The sequence below is a fragment of the Brevibacillus sp. HB1.1 genome (assembly GCF_013332445.1).
Lineage (GTDB): Bacteria > Bacillota > Bacilli > Brevibacillales > Brevibacillaceae > Brevibacillus > Brevibacillus porteri.
In genome coordinates this window covers 129,165-151,272 of the sequence record NZ_JABMIV010000009.1, presented here as the reverse complement: position 1 = coordinate 151,272, position 22,108 = coordinate 129,165, and the positions used below count along the sequence as shown (strand labels likewise).

At 49.9% G+C, this 22,108-nt stretch carries 20 protein-coding genes; 19 read left to right on the top strand and 1 reads right to left on the bottom strand.

What is annotated here, in order from left to right; all coding sequences use genetic code 11:
* The 14 genes from HPY27_RS21880 (at position 1) to HPY27_RS21815 (ending at position 13,323) form a co-directional block, all read left to right on the top strand.
* Positions 1-828, top strand: coding sequence for a CDP-alcohol phosphatidyltransferase family protein (locus tag HPY27_RS21880; protein WP_017250530.1), 828 nt, complete (start codon positions 1-3; stop codon positions 826-828).
* Entirely contained in the window at positions 773-1,489 is a 717-nt protein-coding gene (locus tag HPY27_RS21875; protein ID WP_174225938.1) for a phosphocholine cytidylyltransferase family protein, read from the top strand. Before HPY27_RS21880 ends, HPY27_RS21875 begins: the two co-directional genes overlap by 56 nt.
* Entirely contained in the window at positions 1,490-2,692 is a 1,203-nt protein-coding gene (locus HPY27_RS21870) for an O-antigen ligase family protein (RefSeq protein ID WP_174225937.1), read from the top strand.
* Entirely contained in the window at positions 2,652-3,890 is a 1,239-nt protein-coding gene (locus HPY27_RS21865; protein WP_371814355.1) for a glycosyltransferase family 4 protein, read from the top strand. The genes HPY27_RS21870 and HPY27_RS21865 overlap by 41 nt, the downstream gene beginning before the upstream one ends.
* Entirely contained in the window at positions 3,857-4,867 is a 1,011-nt protein-coding gene (locus tag HPY27_RS21860; protein ID WP_173623714.1) for a polysaccharide deacetylase family protein, read from the top strand. Before HPY27_RS21865 ends, HPY27_RS21860 begins: the two co-directional genes overlap by 34 nt.
* Positions 4,851-5,498: a sugar transferase gene (locus HPY27_RS21855; protein WP_069847703.1), complete on the top strand. Its 648-nt coding sequence runs from the start codon at positions 4,851-4,853 to the stop codon at positions 5,496-5,498. Before HPY27_RS21860 ends, HPY27_RS21855 begins: the two co-directional genes overlap by 17 nt.
* Positions 5,467-6,498, top strand: coding sequence for a GNAT family N-acetyltransferase (locus HPY27_RS21850; RefSeq protein WP_174225935.1), 1,032 nt, complete (start codon positions 5,467-5,469; stop codon positions 6,496-6,498). Before HPY27_RS21855 ends, HPY27_RS21850 begins: the two co-directional genes overlap by 32 nt.
* Entirely contained in the window at positions 6,495-7,667 is a 1,173-nt protein-coding gene (locus HPY27_RS21845) for a DegT/DnrJ/EryC1/StrS family aminotransferase (RefSeq protein ID WP_217438058.1), read from the top strand. Before HPY27_RS21850 ends, HPY27_RS21845 begins: the two co-directional genes overlap by 4 nt.
* Positions 7,660-8,931, top strand: a complete 1,272-nt coding sequence (locus HPY27_RS21840; RefSeq protein WP_174225934.1) for a type III PLP-dependent enzyme domain-containing protein — start codon at positions 7,660-7,662, stop codon at positions 8,929-8,931. The genes HPY27_RS21845 and HPY27_RS21840 overlap by 8 nt, the downstream gene beginning before the upstream one ends.
* Entirely contained in the window at positions 8,932-9,891 is a 960-nt protein-coding gene (locus HPY27_RS21835; protein WP_174225933.1) for an ATP-grasp domain-containing protein, read from the top strand. It abuts the gene before it with no gap.
* 322 nt (positions 9,892-10,213) lie between these two features.
* Complete coding sequence (locus HPY27_RS21830) at positions 10,214-11,071, top strand: putative RNA methyltransferase (protein ID WP_254612960.1); 858 nt, start codon at positions 10,214-10,216, stop codon at positions 11,069-11,071.
* A gap of 120 nt (positions 11,072-11,191) precedes the next feature.
* Positions 11,192-11,944 carry an RNA polymerase sigma factor gene (locus HPY27_RS21825; RefSeq protein WP_017250519.1) on the top strand — a complete coding sequence of 251 codons (753 nt, stop codon included), beginning with the start codon at positions 11,192-11,194 and terminating at the stop codon, positions 11,942-11,944.
* Positions 11,945-12,020: 76 nt separating this feature from the next.
* Positions 12,021-12,434: a VOC family protein gene (locus HPY27_RS21820; RefSeq protein WP_174225931.1), complete on the top strand. Its 414-nt coding sequence runs from the start codon at positions 12,021-12,023 to the stop codon at positions 12,432-12,434.
* 310 nt (positions 12,435-12,744) lie between these two features.
* A complete protein-coding gene (locus HPY27_RS21815) occupies positions 12,745-13,323 on the top strand; it encodes a TMEM175 family protein (protein WP_173623708.1) in 579 nt (192 codons plus the stop codon).
* A 198-nt stretch (positions 13,324-13,521) separates the two neighbouring features.
* On the opposite strand, the gene HPY27_RS21810 is transcribed toward HPY27_RS21815, so the two are convergent.
* Positions 13,522-14,742: a hypothetical protein gene (locus HPY27_RS21810; protein WP_174226010.1), complete on the bottom strand. Its 1,221-nt coding sequence runs from the start codon at positions 14,740-14,742 to the stop codon at positions 13,522-13,524.
* A 761-nt stretch (positions 14,743-15,503) separates the two neighbouring features.
* Between HPY27_RS21810 and dpaL the strand changes: the two genes are divergently transcribed.
* From dpaL to HPY27_RS21785, 5 genes are all read left to right on the top strand, one after another.
* On the top strand, positions 15,504-16,742 hold the full coding sequence (dpaL, locus tag HPY27_RS21805) for a diaminopropionate ammonia-lyase (protein WP_173623707.1): 1,239 nt from the start codon (positions 15,504-15,506) through the stop codon (positions 16,740-16,742).
* On the top strand, positions 16,739-17,899 hold the full coding sequence (locus HPY27_RS21800; RefSeq protein ID WP_174225930.1) for an ArgE/DapE family deacylase: 1,161 nt from the start codon (positions 16,739-16,741) through the stop codon (positions 17,897-17,899). Before dpaL ends, HPY27_RS21800 begins: the two co-directional genes overlap by 4 nt.
* A 74-nt stretch (positions 17,900-17,973) precedes the next feature.
* On the top strand, positions 17,974-19,755 hold the full coding sequence (locus HPY27_RS21795) for a sigma-54 interaction domain-containing protein (protein WP_174225929.1): 1,782 nt from the start codon (positions 17,974-17,976) through the stop codon (positions 19,753-19,755).
* Between the two features lie 102 nt (positions 19,756-19,857).
* Entirely contained in the window at positions 19,858-20,415 is a 558-nt protein-coding gene (gene lepB, locus HPY27_RS21790; protein ID WP_017250512.1) for a signal peptidase I, read from the top strand.
* A gap of 98 nt (positions 20,416-20,513) precedes the next feature.
* Entirely contained in the window at positions 20,514-22,010 is a 1,497-nt protein-coding gene (locus HPY27_RS21785) for a helix-turn-helix domain-containing protein (protein ID WP_174225928.1), read from the top strand.
* Positions 22,011-22,108: the final 98 nt, after the last annotated feature.

Sequence of the window (22,108 nt, the reverse complement as noted above, 5' to 3'; positions counted from 1 at the left end):
GTGAAGGATGAGCTGTATCCGTCTATGTTTTGGGATAGTGAAGAGACCCGCTATTGCCGTGTGCAGGTGCAGAAGCCGTGGAGCAGAGAGGAATTTTGGTCGTACTACTTCACACGACGCATCTCCATCTATGTGAGTTTATTGCTGACCCGAAAAACACAAATATCCCCCAACGCGATTACGATTGGGGGGATTGTCGCCGGACTCCTTAGCGCTGGAGCATTTATGTACGGAACGGCGGCATCCTTTCTGCTCGGCTGCTTCTTCTGTCAGGTGTGCTACTTGGCGGATTGCGTCGACGGAGAAGTAGCCCGCATGCGCAACCAGAAGAGCAAGGGAGGAGAATGGCTGGACATCGGGCTCAACTATGCACTCTACCTGGCGTCATTCGGTGTGATATACGGCATCACGAATCATCACGCGATGTTGAGTCCGTGGCTGCTCTATTTGATTTTGCTCACGATTTTTGCAGAGATATTGGCGACCAATGGCTCCGATCTCGTCTTTAGTCAAGGGAAAATCTCTCACGAAACAGTCTCTATGAGAAAGCGCAGCAAATGGATCGATGCTTTTGTCTTCCTTTTTCTTACCCAAACGGGCTATCAGTTGGGCGTGCTGGTTACCGCATTTCTGTGGGCAATCAGCGGTCAGATGCTATTTTTGCTCCTTTGGTCCTTCTACCACCTGTTTGTTGGGCTGGCCAGATCGATGTACAAGCTGAAGCTGAACATCAAATACGTCATGCCATCTCTGAAAGAAGGAGGGGAGTCAGATGAAGGCACTGCTCATGGCAGCAGGTCTCGGGTCACGAATCAACGAGCAAATTGACGGAATTCCCAAGTGCACAGTGGATATCGGAAGCCAAGCGCTCATTGAAAATACGATAGCGGAGCTAAGGCGCCACGGAATTGAAGACATCGCGATGGTGGTGGGCTATCAAGCTAACGTGATTACCGAGTTGCTCAGAGATGAACCTATTCGTTTTTATCACAATCCTTTTTATAATCGGACGAATAGTATGGTGTCCCTCTGGTTCGCCCGCGAGTTTTTGCAAGGAAGCGACTGCTTGCTGTTGAACGCCGACGTTTACTTTGAATCGAAGGTACTGGAAGTCGTGTTGCAAGAGACCGCGTGTCCCGTCATGTATGCTGATCCAGCCCGTCGCTATGAGGGAGATTATAAATTTGGTTATGAAAACGGACTGCTGCTTCGTCATGGGAAGGGACTCTCGCTGGAAGAGACAACTGGCGAATACGTTGGAATTGCCAAACTACACGAGAGCTTTCTGCCGATATTTTTGCGTCGATTACAAAGGTTGATTCAGGAGAAGCAGTATGATCTGTGGTGGGAAAATGTCCTCTATTCTTTTTTGGGCGAAAGGAATGTATATGTCGCACGAATACCACCGGGATTGTTTTGGGCAGAGGTTGATACGTGGGAGGATTATCAGCGAATCCTGCAATTCACCAACCATCTGGCGCACAGGTGAATGATGATCAAGGAGAAGCTCTCACCGGACAAGGTTCTACTTTTGCTATATGTGGTGCTCAAGCCCTTCTACTTCTTCCCAAGTGGCAATCCGCAAATCGCCGATTTTATTATGCTCATCTTGATCGGCTACAGCTTCTTGTTTCGCCTGGGTCGCATTAACCGCAGACTCGGACTTTTTCTCTTCCTTACCTTTCTGTTTTTGTACGACATTATGATGGTGAATGGCATATGGACGATTGCACTCGGCGGGGAAATGGATGTATTCAGCTCGACCAAGTGGTATATGTACAACGGCGCCGTGATGCTTGCCCTGGTTATTTTGTTCAGGCGCAACCCTCAAGAGTACGTCAAATGGGTCTTCCTGGCTACGTCCACTTCCTTGCTCCTTCAGGCATTCATTCTCGTGTCAGGACTGTCACCGGATAGTGACGAGTTCAGGCAATCCTTGTTCTTCAACAATCCGAACCAGCTCGGCTATTTTGGGCTTTTGTGCATGGGGATATGCCTGCTGTGTGCTCGTTTCGTATCTGTGAAGACCCTCCCTCTCTTTATTGCGATCGGCACGGCGTTCAGTATCATTGCAGCATCCTTGTCGAAAGCAGCGATCATTAGTGCTGTAGGGATGTACCTCGTTTTTTTGCTCCTCTCCATCAAAGAACGAACGGGCTTGTTTTGGATGAATCTGATATGTGTGCTCGTCTCGTCCTTCACTGTCTTCTTCATCTATTTGTACACCAACGAAAACGTACTGAGCGATGCATCTATTTACACACAAATCGAAGAGCGAATGGTATCACTCGGGGAAGATTCGGATGACAATTTGGCGGCGCGGGGCTATGACCGGATTGCCAACCATCCGGAGTACATTTTGTTCGGAGCAGGGGAAGGGATGTACGATCGATTTAACAGCAGCATTTCATTGGAACTCCATTCTACCTTAGCCAATCTGTTCTTCTCCTACGGTGTCATGGGAACGGTGTTGTTCATTCTCATGATTTATGGGGCGGTCCGTGGGCATCGATTGGTTGCTTGGTATCCACTTGTCTTCCAAATTTTGTACGGACTCACTCATAACGGAATTCGCGAAACGTTTTTCTGGATCATGCTCGCGCTGTATTTCGTGACAGCCGAAATCAATACGCGTCAGATCAAAAATGGCGGTGATCTGCTTGAAAAAAATCTTGCAAGTATGCGCAATTGACCGCTCTGTAGAAAGCTTGTTGTTTCCCCTGATTGAAAAGCTGATGGGTGAAGGCTACGAGGTGCATACCGCGTGTTCGGATACGGGGCGCTTTGATGTGTTAACAGCAAAGGGATTGACGCTCAAAAGTATCCCCATTAAGCGAAAGATCGACCCGATTTCCAATTTGGTGACAATTGGGGCATTGTATCGACTGATGAAAAGGGAGAAGTATGATGTCGTGCATGTCCATACACCGATTGCCGCTGTTCTCGGGCGCGTGGCGGCAAGGCTGGCAGGAGTGCCACATGTCATTTACACAGCGCATGGCTACTTTTTTCATGAGGGCATGAGCAAAAGTACGTATCAGATGTACTACACGCTGGAAAAATGGTTTGCCCGGCATATGACTGACTATCTTTTACTTCAGAGTCGAGAGGATTACGAGTTGAGCGTGAAGGATAGCTTCTCTTCCCAGACGGAGCGGATTCTGCACATTGGCAACGGCGTTGATCTCACAGAACGCTTTCACCCGCGACACGTAACGAAAGAAAAGGTCAAGTCTATCAAGGCCTCTCTGGGGCTGCGGGATGAGCATGTGGTGATCACCTATGTAGGACGTATGGTCTCGGAGAAAGGGATTTTTGAGCTGTTGGAAGCCTTTCGCAAGCTGGCGGGCGAATTTCCGCGCCTGCGCCTCTTGTTGGTGGGGGACGTGTCTTCCAGTGAACGCGATCAGCGAGGTCAAGACTTCGTAGGGCTTTGCCGCCAGCATCCGCAAATCATTTTGGCTGGATTCCGCACAGACATCCCGGAGCTGATGGCCGCCAGCGATATATTTGTTCTTCCCTCTCATCGCGAAGGACTGCCTCGATCCATCATTGAGGCGATGGCGATGGCAAAACCAATCGTCGCCACGAATATCCGTGGATGTCGGGAAGAAGTCAGGGACGGTGTCAACGGATTTTTAGTAGAACCGAAACAAGTGTGTCCCTTGTATGCAGCCTTAAAAAAGCTCGTAGTTGATTCCAGACTCAGAGAAGCATTCGGGCAGAATAGCCGCAGCATCGCGCTTGAGCACTTCGATGAGCGAACGGTCCTTGCGAAGCAGGCGGCCTTGTTTGCCCAACTGACTGGTCAGCTACGAGAAGAAAGAGGGCAGGAGAAAGGAGGCAGCGGAGAAGATTGGACAAGACGGGAGCATTCGTCATTTCCCTAGACTTTGAACTTTACTGGGGCGTCCGAGACAAGAGAACCATTCAGTCATATGAGCAAAATTTGTTAGGTGTTCGTCAAGTGATCCCCGCACTTTTGGAGCTGTTTGCCAAGTATGAAATGCACGTCACCTGGGCTACTGTCGGTTTTTTGTTTTGCGAGTCGCGCAAGGAGCTAGCAGGCGTCATCCCACGGCATCTCCCGGTGTATTCCGATGATAAGCTGTCACCCTATCCCTATTTGGACACAGATGCGATCGGTGAGCATGAGCAGGTCGATCCGTATCACTTTGCTCCTTCCTTGATCAAGCTGATTTCCTCTTACCCGCATCAATTCATCGGAAGCCACACTCTTTCCCACTATTATTGTCTAGAGCCGGGTCAGACTCCCGCTGCTTTTGCTGCTGACCTTGACTCTTTTCAGAGAGTCACTCGCAAAAAAGGGTACTCATCTTCCAGCATCGTTTTTCCGCGGAATCAGGTACAGCCTGCCTATTTATCTTTGTGCAAGAAAAAGGGGTTCCGTTCTTATCGCGGCAACGAGCAGTCTTGGATGTATCACACAAGAGGGGCTGCCGAAGAGACATTGTTCAAACGAGCCATGCGACTGATGGATGCGTATGTAAATCTCTCCGGTCATAACAACTATGAATCATTGCGGCGTAGTCCAGAGGGAATGGTCGATGTTCCATCCAGCCGGTTTTTGCGTCCTTATTCTCCTCGCCTACAGAGGTTGGAAAAATGGCGCATGAAGAGAATCAAATGCGACCTGACTCATACGGCGGAGCACAAGCGCTTGTATCATCTGTGGTGGCATCCGGAGAACTTTGGGAGTCACATCGAAGAGAATTTGTCCTTTTTGGAGGAAATCCTCCAGCATTACGCCATGTTGCGCGAGAGGTACGGCATGCAGAGCCTCAGCATGGAGGAAGCGGCAGCAAAGTGGAATCAACAGGAGGTGCGGCATGAAGTCCTTGTTTGATCGTTGCGTTTCCTTCCTGATGCTCGTCATTCTGTCCCCCTTGATTTTGCTAGTGAGTCTGCTCATCCGCTGGAAGCTGGGCTCTCCGGTTTTGTTTGTACAAGAGCGACCAGGTTTGCACGGAAAACCATTTTTCATCTATAAATTTCGCACGATGACCAATGAACGCGATGAGAGTGGAGAGCTTCTCTCTGACGAGCAGCGACTGGGATCATTCGGAACGCTTCTGCGCAAGTATAGCTTGGATGAACTGCCGCAAATATGGAATGTGCTTCGTGGTGAAATGAGCCTCGTAGGACCGAGACCGCTACTGATGGAGTACCTGTCCCTGTACACGCCGCGGCAGTTGAAGCGACACGACGTAAAGCCGGGGATTACAGGCTGGGCGCAGGTCAATGGGAGAAATGCGATTGACTGGGAGCAAAAGTTCGAGCTGGACGTCTGGTATGTAGAAAATGGCAGCTTTTTTCTGGATATGCGGATCATCGGTCTGACGATCAAACGCGTTTTTCAATCGACAGGCATAAATCAGCAGGGCAGCGTCACGGTAGAAGACTTCAGAGGGAGTGAAAACACAGAGCGCGCTGGGAGGGAAGCATGTGAGCCTGATCGTACTTTCGGAACTGGATGATTGGACCGAATATTTGCAACGGTTTTTAAAATTAGATGTGTCCTACACGAAAGAATACGTACAGCTGTACGCCGAAATGGAGCAGGGCACGCCAGAAGCTGTTTTTTTCAAGAGTGGGGAGAACGAGGTTTTCTACCCGTATTTGGTCAGACGTCTGGATGAGTGGATTCCTGGCTATGCCGATTTGGTTTCGATTGGATACGGAGGGCCATTCGTCGTGGGGGGACAGACGGCTGCTCGATTGTTCCAGGAGCAATTCCATGTCTACTGTCGGTACAAAAACTACCTGACGGAAACGGTTCGCTTTCATCCGTTGCTGGGGAATGCGGAGCTGTTCGTGGATCAAATGCGACTGGATCTGGTGAGAATGGTAACGGCAGTCGATTTGCGCCCCACACTTGCATACATTCGTGCCCACTATACGCAAAACGTGGGACGAAATATGAGGAAGGCCGCAGCAAACGACGTCCGGGTTACATTGGGCGGAACTGATTGGCTTCCTTCTTTTATCCAGTTGCATCGGGAGACGATGGACCGCAACCAAGCCGCGGCGATCTACTACTATACTCCAGAATTTTTTTTAGGACTCATGAAAAAAACAGCACTGTGCAATCCGCGGCTTCTGCTTGCCATGCATGAGGATCGGCCGGTGGCGGGAGTGCTTTTGCACAGTGGAAATCAATTTGCCCATTATCAGCTAGGGGCATCACATACGGAAGACATGGCGCTTGGCGTCAACCACCTCCTCTTCGACGCCATGATCCAGCAGGCAAAGCTGGATGGAGCGGAGCTGCTTCTCCTTGGAGGAGGAAATCTGGACGGAGATGGCTTGTTCCGTTTCAAGTCCTCGTTTGCAAATGGCAATCATTTTGCTTACTGGATGGGCAAGAAAGTTCACGATGAGGAAGTGTATTTGGCTTTGTGCCAAAAACTACAGGTCGATCAGGCTGGCGAGCAAGATTTTTTTCCTGCCTATCGCAATGGGGGGACGTCGAAATGAGTGTGCAGCAGCGGATCTTTTTATCACCGCCACATATGGGGGAGGACGAGCGGGACTTGGTGGCAGACGCCTTTGCCTCCAATTGGATCGCGCCGTTGGGGGAACACGTCGATGCTTTTGAGAGAGAGATTGCCCAGTATGTGGGCGTAAAAGCTGCACTGGCTGTTTCCTCTGGTACGTCTGCTATCCATCTCGGGCTTAGGCTAGCAGGCGTTGCTCCGGGTGATACGGTGTTCTGCTCCAGTCTCACCTTCGTTGCCAGTGCCAATCCGATTCTGTACCAGGGAGCAACTCCGGTATTCATTGATTCCGAGGAAGAGTCTTGGAATATGTCACCGCTGGCATTAGAGAGAGCCCTGCGGGAAGCGGCAGCAGCGGACAAGTTGCCCAAGGCGGTGGTCATCGTTAATTTATATGGGCAGAGCGCGGAAATGGGGCAGTTGATTGCGCTTTGTGAGCAGTATGGAGTGTGCGTGGTGGAAGATGCCGCAGAATCGTTAGGGGCTGTATACAAAGGGAGAATGAGCGGTGCCTTTGGTCATGTTGGGACCTTTTCATTTAATGGCAATAAAATTATGACGACTTCAGGTGGTGGAATGCTCGTCTCCGATGACGTTGAGGCGATCGAAAAGGCGCGCTTCTGGTCGACGCAGGCGAAGGAGCCAGCCAGGCATTACCAGCATGAAGAGATGGGCTACAACTATCGGTTGAGCAACGTACTGGCGGCAATTGGCCGGGGGCAGCTGCACGTTTTGGAGGAGCGAATCGAGGCAAGGCGAGGGATTTACAAACGTTATGAACAAGCTCTCGGACAATTGCCTGGTATTTCGTTTATGCCAGAGCCGGCGACAGGGCGATCCACACGATGGCTGACGGTGATAACACTGAATCCAGCGGACACAACCCTCTCTGCTGCACAACTGATCGATGCACTGGGTAAAGCAAATATTGAAGCCCGTCCCGTGTGGAAGCCGATGCATCTGCAACCGTTGTTCGCGCAGTGCCAATACTATCCGCATCAACCTGATGAGAGTGTATCAGATCGGCTATTTGCCCAAGGTGTTTGCTTGCCGTCCGGTTCCAGCTTGACCGCTGAACAGCAGGAGCGAGTCATCGGTGTTATCACGAACTGCCTCCTGAACCAGGAGCAAGGGGTGCGCCATGTATAGTCATGAGCAGATAGAAAAATGGCGTAGTCTGTGCTCGTCTTCTTTTTACGTACTGGACACAGTGAAGCTCTCCGAGAACTATCGTCGTTTCCAACGGGCTTTTACTCGACGCTATGAGCATGTGGTCGTCGCGTATTCGTATAAGACCAATTACTTGCCGTTTTTATGCCAAAAGCTGCATCAGTTAGGGGCGCATGCAGAAGTCGTTTCTCGACTGGAGTACGAATTGGCACTGAAGCTCGGCGTCGATCCTGCGTCCATCATTTTTAACGGCCCGCTCAAAACGGAAGAGGACATTCACCTTGCCCTGGAGCAGGGGAGCCTGATCAATCTGGATTCCTTTTCGGAAATTCCGTGGGTGGTGGCCTACGCCAAGCGGTATCCCGAGAAGACGTTTCGGATTGGGCTACGGATTAATGTGGATTTGTCCAGGGGTGGAGTCAGTCCTCTGCAAAATGGGTACGAGGTCAGTCGATTTGGCTTTTGCGTCGAAAACGGCAATTTGGAAAAAGCCCTGAGCCATTTGGCTGTCGCCCCGAATGTGCATGTAGTCGGGTTGCATGGACACTTTTCCACCAATCGCAGTGTCGGTGTGTATCGCCAAATTGCGCGCCATCTATGCCGTGTGGGGAAGCAGCTTTTGGGCGAGCGGCTTGCTTTTATCGATATGGGAGGCGGATTCTATGGCGAGCTCCCGACCTCGTTCGGGATGACGGCTGCACCAACCTTTGAGGAGTACGCCGAAGCGATTACGTCAGTTATGAAGGAGGAGCTGGCAGAGCTGGATCATGCGCCGTTGCTAATTCTGGAGCCAGGTATTTCACTCGTGGCAGATGCCCTTGATTTCGTGTGCCAAGTCATCGATGTAAAAGAAAACAGAGGAGAGCGGTTTGTTCTCGTGGATGGAAGCATTCACAATGTCAAGCCGACGATGCACGCGCACCTCTTGCCAGCCCGACTTGTGTGCAACCGCAAGTCAGTTCCCGAAGCGAGCTATCATGTTGTCGGGTATACGTGCATGGAAAAAGATTATTTGCTTCAAGGCTACACGGGGCCTCTGCCTGATATCGGGGATTATTTTGTCTTCGGACACGTAGGGGCGTATACACTTGTCTTTAATCCACCTTTTATTCGGGAGAGGCCGCCGGTTCTCGCTATCGACGGAAAAGAAGCGATCATTGTCAGAGGAAAAGAGACTCTCCAACAATTCATTCCCGAATCGGTTTATCGTTTTCACGTTGACAAGCAGGGGGTCGTGAACTAAATGAACGTACTTGTGACCAGTGTAGGCAGGCGAGTCAAGCTGCTCCACTATTTTGTACGAGAATGGGGTGACTCTGGCAAAATCATCGCAGTCGATTGTGATCCGACGGCCCCCGCCCTGTACGCTGCTCATTATCATGAGCAGGTGCCGCGTATTGATGATCCTGGTTATCTCGATGCCCTGCTACAGATTTGCCAACGGTACGAGATCAAGGCAATCCTCTCCTTAATTGACCCTGAGCTGACACTGTTGGCTGCGCATGCAGATCGGTTCTACATGCAGGGCATCGAGGTAATCGTGTCCAGCCGGGATGTAATCGAGATGTGCTTGGATAAAAGGGCAACGTATGAGTTTTTGTCCGCGCATCAGATTCCCGCCATTCCCACCTTTACCAAAATGGACGAGGTACAAGCAGCGCTTTTTGCAGGGCAGATTATGTATCCATTGATCGTCAAGCCGCGGTATGGAAGTGCCAGTTTGGGCATCACACGCGTGGAGAATGATCAAGAATGGTCCGCGCTCATGGAAAAAACGGAGGATGTCGTCATTCAACCGTTCTTACAGGCAGAGGAGTACGGAGTGGATGGCTATGTGGATCTGATCTCGGGAGAGCTGGTGACACTTTTCACCCGCAAAAAGCTGCGAATGCGGGCGGGGGAGACGGATCGCTCCCTCGCGGTAAAAGATCCGCGTTTGCTATCACTAGCGAAGGAACTCATTCGTGTCCTAGAGCCGCGTGGGCCAATTGACATCGATTGTTTTTTGGTGGGAGATCAGTACGTTGTGTCGGAGATCAATCCCCGTTTTGGCGGCGGATATCCGCATGCGCACGAAAGCGGAGTGAACAGCGTGCGTGCGCTTCTTCAAAACATAAAGGGTCTGGTGAATGTGCCAAAAGTGGGGGAGTACAAGGAAGGAAGCATCATGATGAAATACGATGAGGTCATGCTGCTGGAATGAACGCAACCATCGTTATTCATGAGCGGAGCATGGGCAGGAAGCAAAACGGAGTTCCTGCCCTCTCCCTGCTTTCCGGCACCAACACTTTATAATACCAGTAACAGTATATTTCTCTACTGTGCTACAATCATAGTTGGGCGAGTCGCTCATTCGATTGAAGGTCAGGAGTGTTACTTGTTATGGTTATGATCCAGTTCGTTCGTAATCGGTAATGTGAGGTACAGATCAACGTAATCCCGCATTTTTTTGAAAATGCTTGGGGTTTGTTTGACTGTGCCTTTTTTCATTCACCGAAATACGAATGAATGGGGTGCTTTTTTTGATGTCTACAGCTATCTCTCAGCATGTGGAGATTTTTCGTTGTCCAATTTGCCAGGCAGCTATGCGCAACGTACCTGCAACCAGCTTGGTATGCAACAATCATCATTGCTTTGATTTATCCAAGCACGGCTATGTTCACTTGGCTACGCGAACCTACAAAACAAAGTATGACAAGCAAATGTTCGCAGCGAGAAGGACGATAATGGAACAAGGTTTTTTTGATCCATTGTATGACGTGTTAAGCGAAGTCATCCTGCATACGACAGAACCCGAGGAAAGCCAGATGTATGTACTGGATGCAGGATGTGGCGAAGGCTATCATCTGTCGCAGGTTCGGCAGAGAGTGATGCAAACGAGCGAAGTCCCCTTTATCGGAGTGGGTGTCGATATCGCCAAAGAGGGAGTTATGCTCGCGGCGAAGAGCGATCCAGAAGTAGTTTGGTGCGTTGGCGATTTGACGAAGGCGCCGTTTGCCGACAGACAGTTTCCTTACATTTTCAATCTGTTATCTCCATCCAATTCGGATGAGTTTCATAGACTCCTGGCTGATGATGGACGGATGATCAAAGTCATTCCCGAAGCCAACTATTTGCGAGAACTACGAGAAGTCTTGTATCAAGAGACACCAAAAACAAAATATGCGAATCATCGTACGATCGATCACTTCAAAGCCAGCTTCCAGCTAATCGGCAAAGAACGGATTCAGTATCAGTTCCGACTGGATGAAGGGAGTCTTTCTTCCCTGCTCCAGATGACTCCGTTGGCATGGGGGGCGACACCTGAGCAGTTGGAACGGGTGTCTGACTTGGCAGGAGCGGACATGACGATAGACTTGGTTGTGTTGATTGGTAGGAAATAACGTAGCGACTGTCCTGAACGGGAAAAATCTGTTCTGGACGGTCGTTTTCTTTTGTTTGACAGCGTTCCTTCTTTTATCGAAAATAAATGTGAATAGTCAGAAAGATTTTGGAGGGATAGTATGGGAGCGGATCAGGAAGAGGCTTCCTTTTTGCGCGTAAAACCTTTACTTGCGGATATCCAAAAGCATTGCTTGTCCCTCACGAAAAACGACTGGGATGCGCAGGATCTCCTGCAAGAAACATTGACGAAGGTGTATCGTTCCTTGCAGAAGGCTCCAGGCAGACAACTGACCAAGGCATTTTTGAGGCAAATTGCCACGAATGCTTGGATCGATCATTGCCGGAAAGGAAAGGCGAATGAGCATCTCGCCCTGTTTGATGAAGAGATCTATCTGCATCAACCCACTGTAACCGATGCGTTTGTGCAGAGAGAGGTGTTCGAGCAACTGGCTGATCGTCTAAATGCCAGACAGATGGTGCTGATTCTCATGATGGACATTTTTTTGTTTACGGCGCAGGAAACAGCCACATTGCTGCATACGACTGTAGGGGCAGTGAAGGAAGGTGTGAAGAGGGCACGCCAGCGCTTGTTCGTGTTGGCAGAGCAATACAGACAGGATGAAAGCCCATCCAGCAAAAAGAAAATCGACAAAGCTGGACGTCGTGATTCGTCTGGATTGGTATCAAAAGAAGGGTTCGAGCAATTTTTGGCTGCTTTTCGTGCGGGGGATGCCTATGCGATTTGTCAAACGTACCTGCGCCTCGCAGAGCAGGGCGTGAGCGTGGAAAAGGTTTCGGTAGCAGGCGATCGCCTTTTCTTTGCTGTTCGTGACCCGGATGGACATTTGCTGCATTTTTTTCAGAAATGGTAGAGGTACCCGTTTCTTTTTGTTCTTTTCTTTCGTTTATGAGGGTGAACGTATATTGGAAATAAAGGAGCGAACACAAATGAGTATTCATGTACGTAACTTTGCGGTTGTACAGCTACCAGTCAAAAACTTGGAGGTATCCATAAAGTGGTATCGGGATGTGCTTGGCATTCCGTTTACTTTCGAATTTTCACCTGGAGACAACGAGGCTTGGTTGAACGTAGGCGGAGTAGGTCTCGGACTCATTCGTTGTCCAGATGTTCCGCGTTTGGACTTTACCGATATGGCCGGACAAGCCCAACCGATCATCTCTTTGCAGGTAGACCAAATCCATGAGGTTTATGAGGAACTGAAAAGCAAAGGAATCGAAGTAGGTGAAATGACGTATAAGAGAGGCGGGGGCTATAGCTTTACGTTTCGTGATCCTGACGGGCATTTGAACCACTTATGGGGTGGATGGCCTTCTTCTGAGGATGAAGAGCGAAACGCATAGAGTCATTCTGTTCGATAAAGCCACCTGAGAGAGTTAAGCAGGTGATTATTTCTAGATTCAGGGATGGCGGTGGAGAGAAGAATATTTCCAGTCCACGCTCCGTGCTACGACCTGCTAGGAAGTAGAGACTGTCCGCTCCGCAGCGATCCTGCGGTTCAATTCGGCCAGAAACGCAAGGGAATGTTCGTAACAATTTTTTCGGTCCTTCATTAGCGAAAAGGTGGTGCTTGCCATTATGCAGAACATATAGAATAACTACAGATACTATAGATCAATGAAGCACGTAAAAAGGGAAACAGGTGATCACCAAATGAGAGCAAACCGGATGGAAGCGTTCAGCGATGGCGTACTGGCGATTATCATTACGATCATGGTGCTAGAATTCAAAGTACCGGAAGGCCAAGACTGGTATTCGTTAATCGAACTAGGCCCAAAAGTGCTTAGCTACATCTTTAGTTTCGTTTATGTCGGCATCTACTGGAACAACCATCATCATCTGTTGCACATGATTCGAACAATGAACGGGCGGCTGATGTGGCTCAACTTGATATTGCTTTTCTGGCTATCCTTTATTCCCTTCACGACCGCCTGGATGGGGGAAAGCCATTTTGCCCCCGCCCCGATGGCATTGTACGGGATCGTTCTTCTGCTTGCAGCGACTTCTTACAGGTTTCTCCAGCTCGCAATCATTAGCCAGCATTCCGGCGATTCCGCATTCGTAAAGTCAATGGGCAGAGACTGGAAGGTGAAAGTATCTCCTTTTCTCTACTTGCTCGCAATATTGACCGCGTATGTGGGTCCATGGGTTTCCGGTTTCTTTTACGTACTCGTTGCTGTGATCTGGGTCGTGCCAGAAAAGCGAATCGAGCACATCTTGAGAAGCGAATAATTGGGCCGAAGAAGCAAAGCCACCAAACCGGAGGCTTTGTTTCAAGTAAATCCGAAATGAATTATTTTTCGAAAAAAATAGGTTTCTTTACAGCTTGATTAAACGAACGGAGAACGAGCGTCAAATACAACGAACTCAAAAATGGCCATCCCGCAAAGGATGGCCTTAAAACTTATTATCAACATTGCTTCACTTTATTCAGTAATCGCGTGCTGCGTCGAACCAGCGTTGAGCTGTCTCCTCCGTTATAGGCTGGCCGATTTGGTGGTCAGACTGGCTTAGTTGCCATACAGCTTCACCAAGGTCTTCTCGTTCAATGGTTTCGATACCTTTGAGGGTGTTGAAACGCACGGTGAAGGCGGTAATGGCTGCCTCCGCATCAGCAAGGCTGCGGGCTTGAGCCAAGGCCGCTTGTGCAACGTCATAAGCTTCATTAGCCAGCTTGGCCAGACGTTTCGGCCAGGATGAAAATGGGCGGCCAAACTCGGTCGTCCACCACTCAGGCTTCCTTAATTGGCTCACTGAAGCGTAGCTCGTCCATGGGCGGGTCTTAGCTCGCGCTTTCATTTGCTGTCTCAGTCGCTTGCCAGCAATCTCCTCCACGTTATAGGCGATAAATCTGTCAAGCAAAGGCCACACATGTAATGGCGGCAAGTCACCCAGATCAGGCATGAAGCGCAGCTCCAAATTCGTTAACTGGGACTGACGAGCTAGCAAGTCCAAATCGCAGAAATTCCCCCACAAACTCAGTGATGTAAGATTCTGAAATCGACTTAGGCACTCCAGTGAGATAGGCTGCGCCAGCGGTTCGTTTCGAAGCGTCAGGCTCGTGACCTGATGCAGCTCGCCCAGATCGGGTAGCAAGAAGGGATCCTTATTCTTGCGGCGGCTGGTGCCCGGCTTCAGTGTCAGAGAGTATGGCATGTCGCCATCGACAGAGAAACGCGATAGATCGCCAGCTACACTCAGACGGAAATATTCAGAGACCAGGTGCTTCGGGAGTTTTAGATGCAAACGGCTTTCAGACTTGTCCAGTTCGATAGACAAGTCGTGCAATTTGGAATGGCTGGCGTCCACGACTATGTCATTAGGCAGGATTGGAACCCATGACATTCCTTCAATGGGGCGTTCTTTGGCCCAGTCGAAGAAGCCTGTGTCGCTACCTGTGTAGTACAGAACTCGCGGCCAGGGCGATCCAGCTGGTGTGGCAAAAGAATCGAATACGCTCCAATTGATAGGTGTATAGGGATCGATGTGAAGGTCTGCTTTATTGCCCAATTGTGACGGTCCGATGGAGAGGCTCCCTACGCCGGGCTTGAGAACAAGCGTGTGGCTCTGTGGGCCAGTCAGGTCGATGGGATAACGACCATCTTCTCTAATAGAACCAATAGGAGAACGAGATTGCTTATGAATTGGCATTTCCTTCATCCTTCCTTCTTAACTCCTGACTTCTGTGCTATGTATCAATCCATCTCAGTACTTTGGAGATTAATAAAAATATAGCATATAAATCCAGACCGAACTTGTAGTTGCTGCGGTGGAGAGAAGAATATTTCAAGTCTACACTCCGGGCTACGTCCTGCTAGGAAGTGTAGACTGTCCGCTCCGCAGCGCTTTGCGGGGAAACGCAAAAGTGGTAGCCGCTCCGTCGCAGGGGCATGTTGCATTTCTTTTGCCCGCAAATCCCCGCAAAGCTGGGATGGACTTCGAAAGTCGCTAGGACTGGAAATATTCTTCTCTGGCCTAGCTAATGGTTTGTACACAATCTTTCAAAGCCTATCTGAAAACCAACAGCTCGTAAGGAAACAGGAGAAATAAGCGAAGATCTTTGGGGCACCTACCGAGGCGCAATGGAAAAAGCGAAACACGCCTTTAAGCGTCCACCTCTGAAAAGCATCCCTGAACCTCTACTTTGGGTGCGGTTTCGCTTTTTCCATGGAGCCGTGCAGTCAATCCCCCAAGCTGGTGACCCAAGAAGCTGGAGCGTTTTCTCCTGTTTCCTCCCACCACAGCAGCTAGAATGACGAGTATCAAAACAAGACTTAAAGTATCAAAATGATACAATTTAATCTCATTTTGATACGGTTACCACCAAACTAATAAGCCACCCACGCCTCGTACGGTTGGCACGATCCTTGCTCTATCAAAAAGGATGAAACCACCCGAGGAGGAACCCATCGATGGATAAACGCCCACCAATCTACGTTGTGAAAAATAATAGAAAAAATAGCGAGAGTTCTCGCATTCCTACCTATTTGACCGAAAAAGAAACCCGTTTTGCCAAAGGCTTTCACCAATCTCTTGCAAACTACGAGCCGACTCCCCTCGTTACATTGCCTGTACTAGCACGTGAGCTGGGAGTAGATCAGGTACTTGTAAAAGATGAGTCCAAGCGATTTGGTCTCAATGCCTTCAAGGTTCTGGGAGCTTCTTATGCGATGGCTCGTTTCTTGTGCGAAAAGCTGGGGAAATCAACAGAAGAGATGACCTTTGAAGCATTATGTTCCCAAGAAATGAGAGACCGAATCGGAGAAGTCACCTTCGTCACTGCGACAGATGGCAATCACGGACGGGCAGTTGCATGGGCTGCTAAAGCGCTCGGACAGCATGCCGTTGTTTATTTGCCCAAAGGCTCCGCCCAGCAACGGGTAGATGCGATACGGGAGGCGGGTGCACATGCCCACGTCATCAATGGAAACTACGATGAAGCCGTGCGTCTCTCAGAACAAATGGCGAAGGAACGTGGTTGGCAAGTGATTCAAGATACAGCATGGGAAGGCTACACGACCATTCCCACGTGGATCATGCAAGGCTATACGACGATGGCAGCAGAGGCCATGGAACAACTCACAGCCCTCACTGACGCCAAACAGCCGACGCATTTGTTCTTGCAGGCAGGTGTCGGCTCTATGGCCGCCGCAGTCTTGGGACATTTCGTAGCAGCACAAGCAAATAAAGACCTAACGACGGTGATCGTCGAGCCGCATAGCGCCAATTGCATGGTCCTCTCAGCAGAAAAGAACGACGGTCAACCACATGCAGCTACCGGCGAGCTAGGAACCATTATGGCGGGTCTAGCATGTGGTGAGCCGAATCCGATGGCATGGGAGATCTTGCAGGGGCATGCAAACTTCTTCGTCAGCTGTGCCGATTACGTGGCGGCAAACGGCATGCGCCTACTTGCGGCACCGGCTGGAGACGACCCTTCCATTGTGAGTGGGGAAAGTGGAGCAGTCGGGGTAGGGCTTCTTGCTGCCTTGATGAGCAAGCCTATGTATCATCAACAGCGTGAGCAGCTCGGCTTGAATGAAAATTCCGTTGTTCTGTGCTTTAGTACGGAAGGGGATACGGATCGGGATATCTACAGACGTATCATCTGGGAAGGTGCATGCCGAGAAGAGGAGGAGATGACAAAATGAACGTGACGATCAATCGAGGCGAACTGATTTCATTGGTACAGAATTTGATTCGGATTGATTCGGTGAACCCGTACCTTGATGAGGATGGACCGGGCGAGAAAGCGATCGCCGCATTTATTCGAGAGCGTTTGGAGGCGGCAGGACTGGAGGTTCATGTCACGCCTATTAACGACACCGCGGTCAATGTCGTCGGGATCCTACGGGGAGCAGGCGGAGGCAAATCCCTGATGCTAAACGGACATATGGATACGGTGAGCGCCAAGCGCATGGAGATTCCGCCGTTTGAGCCTACCCTTGTGGACAACAAAATTTACGGTAGAGGCAGTCAGGACATGAAGGGTAGTCTGGGGGCCATGATCGCCGCAGTAGAGGCGATCGCACAAGCAAAGGTTACTTTAGCAGGAGATGTCATTTTGACTTTTGTCGCTGACGAGGAGTATAAAAGCATCGGCACAGAGGAGCTGGTAAAGGCATACAAAGCAGATGCGGCGATATGCTGTGAGCCTTCCGATCTGGCGATTGGCGTCGTTCACAGAGGATTTGCCTGGGTCAAATGCGAGGTGCTGGGCAAGGCAGCTCACGGAAGTCGTCCAACAGAAGGGATTGATGCAATCGTTCGAGCGGGCAGGGTCCTGCAAGAGCTGGAGCGTCTTTCAGACAGATTGGCTCAAGGCACGGCTCATCCGATACTCGGTGCGGCATCTGTCCATGCTTCACTCATTCAGGGTGGAACAGAGCTGTCCACCTACCCAGATTATTGCCGCATCGACTGGGAGAGAAGGACGTTGCCGGGCGAGACAGAGGCAGACGTGGTTAATGAAATAGAAGCGATCCTACAGAAGCTGCGCGCTGAAGATGAGACGTTCCAAGCAAGCGCCGAGCTGTCATTTTTGCGAGAGCCGTTTGAAGTCGGGCTGGATGAACCTGTTTATATCGCTCTTCAGGCAGCGTGTAAGAGCGTGATGGGAAAAACACCCGAGGTATGCGGATTCTCAGGGTGGACGGATGCGGCATTATTGCAGGAAGCGGGAATCCCTACTGTCTTGTTCGGACCAGTGGGAGCCGGTCTGCATGCGACAGTCGAATATGTAGAGGTAGATAGCTTGGTAGACATGAGTGCCATCTTGGTGGAGACAATTTGCGATTTTTGCCAGTAAAAAAATGCATAAGGGCTGGCTTCCTTTGTGATGCGCTATAATGTAGGCAATAGATTGACGGGAGGGGAAGCCCGATGCCCTTGCGAGATATTCAAGAAAGTGTGCAACAGATTGCTTCGGCTGTTGCATCCGTTCTGCGCGTAGAGGTAGAGATTGCGGACAGTCAGTTTTTGCGGATCGCAGGGACGGGGAAGAATGAGGCTGGCGTTTTGCGGACGATGGCAGGAGAGGACCATATATACCGGGAGTCGTTGCTCGCCGGGCATCCTGTTGTGATCATGCATCCAGGGCAGGATGAGCGGTGTCGTCCCTGTATGCATTATGGAAATTGCACGGAGACGGGAGAGATTTGCTGCCCGATACAATTAGACAACGAAAATATAGGTGTGATCGGCCTGCTCGCTTTCGATGAGGAGCAGCGCGAGCGGTTGTTTGCGGATGTGGATGCGATATTGACCTATTTGCAAAAAATGGCCGAGCTGATCGCCATTAAGCTAAAAGAGCATTACTTGTACGTCGAGCAGTTGCATACGGTAGAAAAGCTGCGTGTCGTCATGGATGAAATGGACAAAGCCATGTTTCTCGTCGATCAAGACAATCGGATCATTCAGGCGAACCAGCGTGCCCGTCAGTATTTGCAGCTCGATCACGACGACAGTCAAATGGCAGGATGGATAGACGCTATTCGCGATGCAGATGCCGCGCAGTCTGCGCCAAAGCAGGTCGTTTTGTCTATCGGGCAGGAAGAAAAGACATTTTTGTTTGCCATCAAGCCCATTCTCCTGGCAGGAACGGTCAAAGAATGGGTGATTACGCTAGATGATGTACAGGAAGTCGTGCAAATCGCAAGGCAGGTGAGTGGATACTCGGAGCCCGACGCTTTTCGGATGATCGGTGGAAACAGTCCTGCGATTGTACAGGCAAAGGAAGTGGCAAGACGTGTAGCAGCCAGTGATTCGACTGTCTTGCTCCAAGGTGAAAGTGGAACCGGAAAGGAGCTCTTTGCTAAAGCCATTCATCAGGCAAGCCCGCGCCGTGACGAGCCGTTTCTCTCGATTAATTGCGCCGCAATCCCTGAGCATTTGATGGAGAGCGAGCTGTTCGGTTACGAGGAAGGCTCATTCACAGGAGCGCGAAAGGGTGGAAAACCGGGGTTGTTTGAGGTCGCAGGAAAAGGTACACTGTTTCTTGATGAAATCGGGGATATGCCGATGCATTTACAGAGCAAGCTGCTGCGCGTGTTGCAAGAAAAGGAACTGTATCGAATTGGAGGTAACGGCAAGCCCATACGCTTAGCGGCAAGGATCATTGCAGCAACCCATCTGGATTTGCAGGAGCGGGTAGACGCGGGGTTGTTTCGCTTGGACCTGTACTATCGATTGCATGTGATTCCCATTCACTTGCCCTCGCTGCGAGAACGTAGAGAGGATATACTTCCTTTGGCGAACGATATCCTTTTGGCGCATGCGAATCGGGTGGGGAAGAAATTGCACGGCTTTTCCCAAGAGACGCAAAACGTCCTGTTTCATCACGACTGGAGAGGAAATGTCCGAGAGCTAGAAAATGTAATCGAGTACGCAGTCAATATGGAAGCAAACGCTTGGGTTCAGCCCTCGAGCTTGCCCATTCGAACGGGAATGCTGCGTGAATCTCCCCCACATTCCGTAAAAGAAAGTCAGGGGTCATTCGACTGGCAAAAGCAAGGACTTATGCTAAAAGAACTGGAACGAGCAGCAATCGATACTGCGATGCAACAAATCCGGGATAGAAACGGACGAAAAGAAGAAGCAGCTGCACTATTAGGCATAAGCCGGGCAACGCTGTTTCGGAAACTGCGCGAGTATGGTCTCACCTGATCTTTGCTTCTAGCTGATTTTTTGGGATTGAGCAGATAATGTGGTATGATGGTTTCGATGAATGAAAGAGAGAATGGTATAAGGAAGGAGTGCCAAAAGAAAATGAGAGAAGTATTAGGATGGATTCGATCGATAACCTTTGCTGTCGTTTTCGCTCTTGTCCTCGGAATCTTTGTATTTCAACCGTTCAAGGTTGATGGGCATTCCATGGACCCTACCTTACAAGACGAACAGCGCATATATGTGTCTAAACTATCACACACGTTTTCTTATTTGCCAGATTACGGCGAGATTGTCGTGATCGACAGTCGGGTAGAGCGAGACCGTACATTGATGGACGATATCGTGGGGCATCCCTTGGTGTCGCTGGTCACTGGTCAAGGCGATGATCACACGATGTATGTTAAGCGAGTCATTGGAAGACCAGGCGACGTACTAGAGTTCAAAGACAACAAGGTGTATCGAAACGGTGAGGCATTGAACGAACCATATATCAAAGAAACGATGGAATATGTAGCAGACGGAAAGATCACGGTTCCAGCCGATCATGTTTTTGTCATGGGAGATAACCGGAATCACAGCACAGATTCCCGCGATATTGGTTTTATTCCGCTGGATCATGTGATGGGAACCATGATCGAAAATCCTCTCAAAAAGTAAGAACGTGAGTGAGAAAAGGTTGTCCAATTATGGGCAACCTTTGTTTCATAGAAAAAGATGTCCCACTCTTCTGATAGCTCTAAAAAGGAGGACGGCTTATGCCCAGCATTTTGATAGCGGATCGGGACCAGAACGAACGAATCGGAATCGGATGGCTCGTCACCAGCTATGCCATTCCGTATGACAAGGTGCATAGTGCCGGGACCATGGAAGACGTTTACGAAATGATGGAAGCGCATACACCGGAAGTGATCTGTATTGAACTGGACATGATTGGGCGCGGGCAGTGGGATCGGCTGAAGCTTCTGGTGGATCAGTATCGTCCGACTGTTGTGGTGACCACATCAGAGGCGACATTCGAGCGTGCGATGCAGGGGATTGGACTTTTTGCACGCGATCTATGGCTGAAGCCACAGACACCTGAATACATCAGGAGAATCCTGACGAGATGTTGCCAGGAGCGCTTGGATCGGAAGCGAATGAACGAAGAGAAGGGAATGGGAGCGGACAATGACAGGGATGTCTCGTATCTTGACCTGTTTTTCCCCGGGCATGCACAAGCCAAGTCTTTTTCGCTCATGCTGGCTCAATTGGAGGATCCGAAGCGGCATCCGGAACTGCTGCGCTTTTTTGAGGAATATCCGTTTCGCGACAAACCCAATCTATTGCCGCTAGGGGAGACCATTGTGGGGGTTTTTCCAATGGATGCTGCGGTCTCGCCTTCTAGTCTCCACCAAATGGGCAAGCGCTTGCTGATGGACTGGGAAGCAAACAGTGATGCGCCGCTCTTTTTGGTCATGTATGACGCAAGCAACTATGAGCAGAGCTTGAACGAAACGTATGCGGAAGCGAGCCAAGCGCTGCAAGTCCGCTTTTTCAAAGGATATCGGCAAGTGACGGTCATTGATAATCGTGTGAATTGGATGATGATTGACCCATTTTTGACCCCTGCCGAACAGCGCACGTGGGTTGAAATGCTGGATGAAGGCAATCGGGAAGAGTTGAAGCAGTGGCTGTATACACACTTCTTTTACAAGGAAGAGCCTTATCCGGAGCCGGGACTGTTGCGTATTCGGCTGACGAGTATTTTGGCCCAAGTCAGGCGCTACATGAAATCACGTGGTCTTGACTCCGCACCTTTGGAAGAGGAGTATCACCGGGTTTTCGAAACGATTCTTTACTCGCCGATCTTGTATCGGATCGTAGTGGAACTGCTGCTGTTCATCAATCAGCTTCTTGATGTCGCTCATCATTCCATCGACGAGTCCCGTGCAGATGTTGTGGAACAGGCGATTCGCTATATAGAAGGCCGCTACACCGATCCGGCACTGCGCTTGGAGGAAGTCGCACGCTATATCGACCGCAGCCCTTCCTATTTCAGTACGCTGCTCGCGCAAAAGCAAGGAAGCTCTTTTCGCCAAATACTCACATCGTTGCGAGTAAAAGAAGCACGCCGATTGCTTCTCGAGACATCCTTGTCTGTCCATGAGGTGGCAGAGCGATGTGGATTCATCAACGCCAATTATTTCAGTAAAATTTTTAAGGAAAAGACAGGGACAACTCCACGTTTGTTACGAAATCAGAGAAAAAGATAGAAATCGAAAGAAAAGACAGATTTTTTTGTCAAACCATGAATGCGGTTGCATGTGAATCGAAAATAGAGGCACCAAATCGAAAGTGCGGTGCCTTTTTT

Coding starts and splice junctions, on each gene's coding strand:
- HPY27_RS21820 (WP_174225931.1), top strand. CDS start 12,021: ATGAGTATTCATGTACGTAACTTTGCGGTTGTACAGCTACCAGTCAAA.
- HPY27_RS21835 (WP_174225933.1), top strand. CDS start 8,932: ATGAACGTACTTGTGACCAGTGTAGGCAGGCGAGTCAAGCTGCTCCAC.
- dpaL (WP_173623707.1), top strand. CDS start 15,504: ATGGATAAACGCCCACCAATCTACGTTGTGAAAAATAATAGAAAAAAT.
- lepB (WP_017250512.1), top strand. CDS start 19,858: ATGAGAGAAGTATTAGGATGGATTCGATCGATAACCTTTGCTGTCGTT.
- HPY27_RS21870 (WP_174225937.1), top strand. CDS start 1,490: ATGATGATCAAGGAGAAGCTCTCACCGGACAAGGTTCTACTTTTGCTA.
- HPY27_RS21840 (WP_174225934.1), top strand. CDS start 7,660: ATGTATAGTCATGAGCAGATAGAAAAATGGCGTAGTCTGTGCTCGTCT.
- HPY27_RS21875 (WP_174225938.1), top strand. CDS start 773: ATGAAGGCACTGCTCATGGCAGCAGGTCTCGGGTCACGAATCAACGAG.
- HPY27_RS21845 (WP_217438058.1), top strand. CDS start 6,495: ATGAGTGTGCAGCAGCGGATCTTTTTATCACCGCCACATATGGGGGAG.
- HPY27_RS21810 (WP_174226010.1), bottom strand. CDS start 14,742: ATGCCAATTCATAAGCAATCTCGTTCTCCTATTGGTTCTATTAGAGAA.
- HPY27_RS21825 (WP_017250519.1), top strand. CDS start 11,192: ATGGGAGCGGATCAGGAAGAGGCTTCCTTTTTGCGCGTAAAACCTTTA.
- HPY27_RS21795 (WP_174225929.1), top strand. CDS start 17,974: ATGCCCTTGCGAGATATTCAAGAAAGTGTGCAACAGATTGCTTCGGCT.
- HPY27_RS21830 (WP_254612960.1), top strand. CDS start 10,214: ATGTCTACAGCTATCTCTCAGCATGTGGAGATTTTTCGTTGTCCAATT.
- HPY27_RS21855 (WP_069847703.1), top strand. CDS start 4,851: ATGAAGTCCTTGTTTGATCGTTGCGTTTCCTTCCTGATGCTCGTCATT.
- HPY27_RS21800 (WP_174225930.1), top strand. CDS start 16,739: ATGAACGTGACGATCAATCGAGGCGAACTGATTTCATTGGTACAGAAT.
- HPY27_RS21815 (WP_173623708.1), top strand. CDS start 12,745: ATGAGAGCAAACCGGATGGAAGCGTTCAGCGATGGCGTACTGGCGATT.
- HPY27_RS21785 (WP_174225928.1), top strand. CDS start 20,514: ATGCCCAGCATTTTGATAGCGGATCGGGACCAGAACGAACGAATCGGA.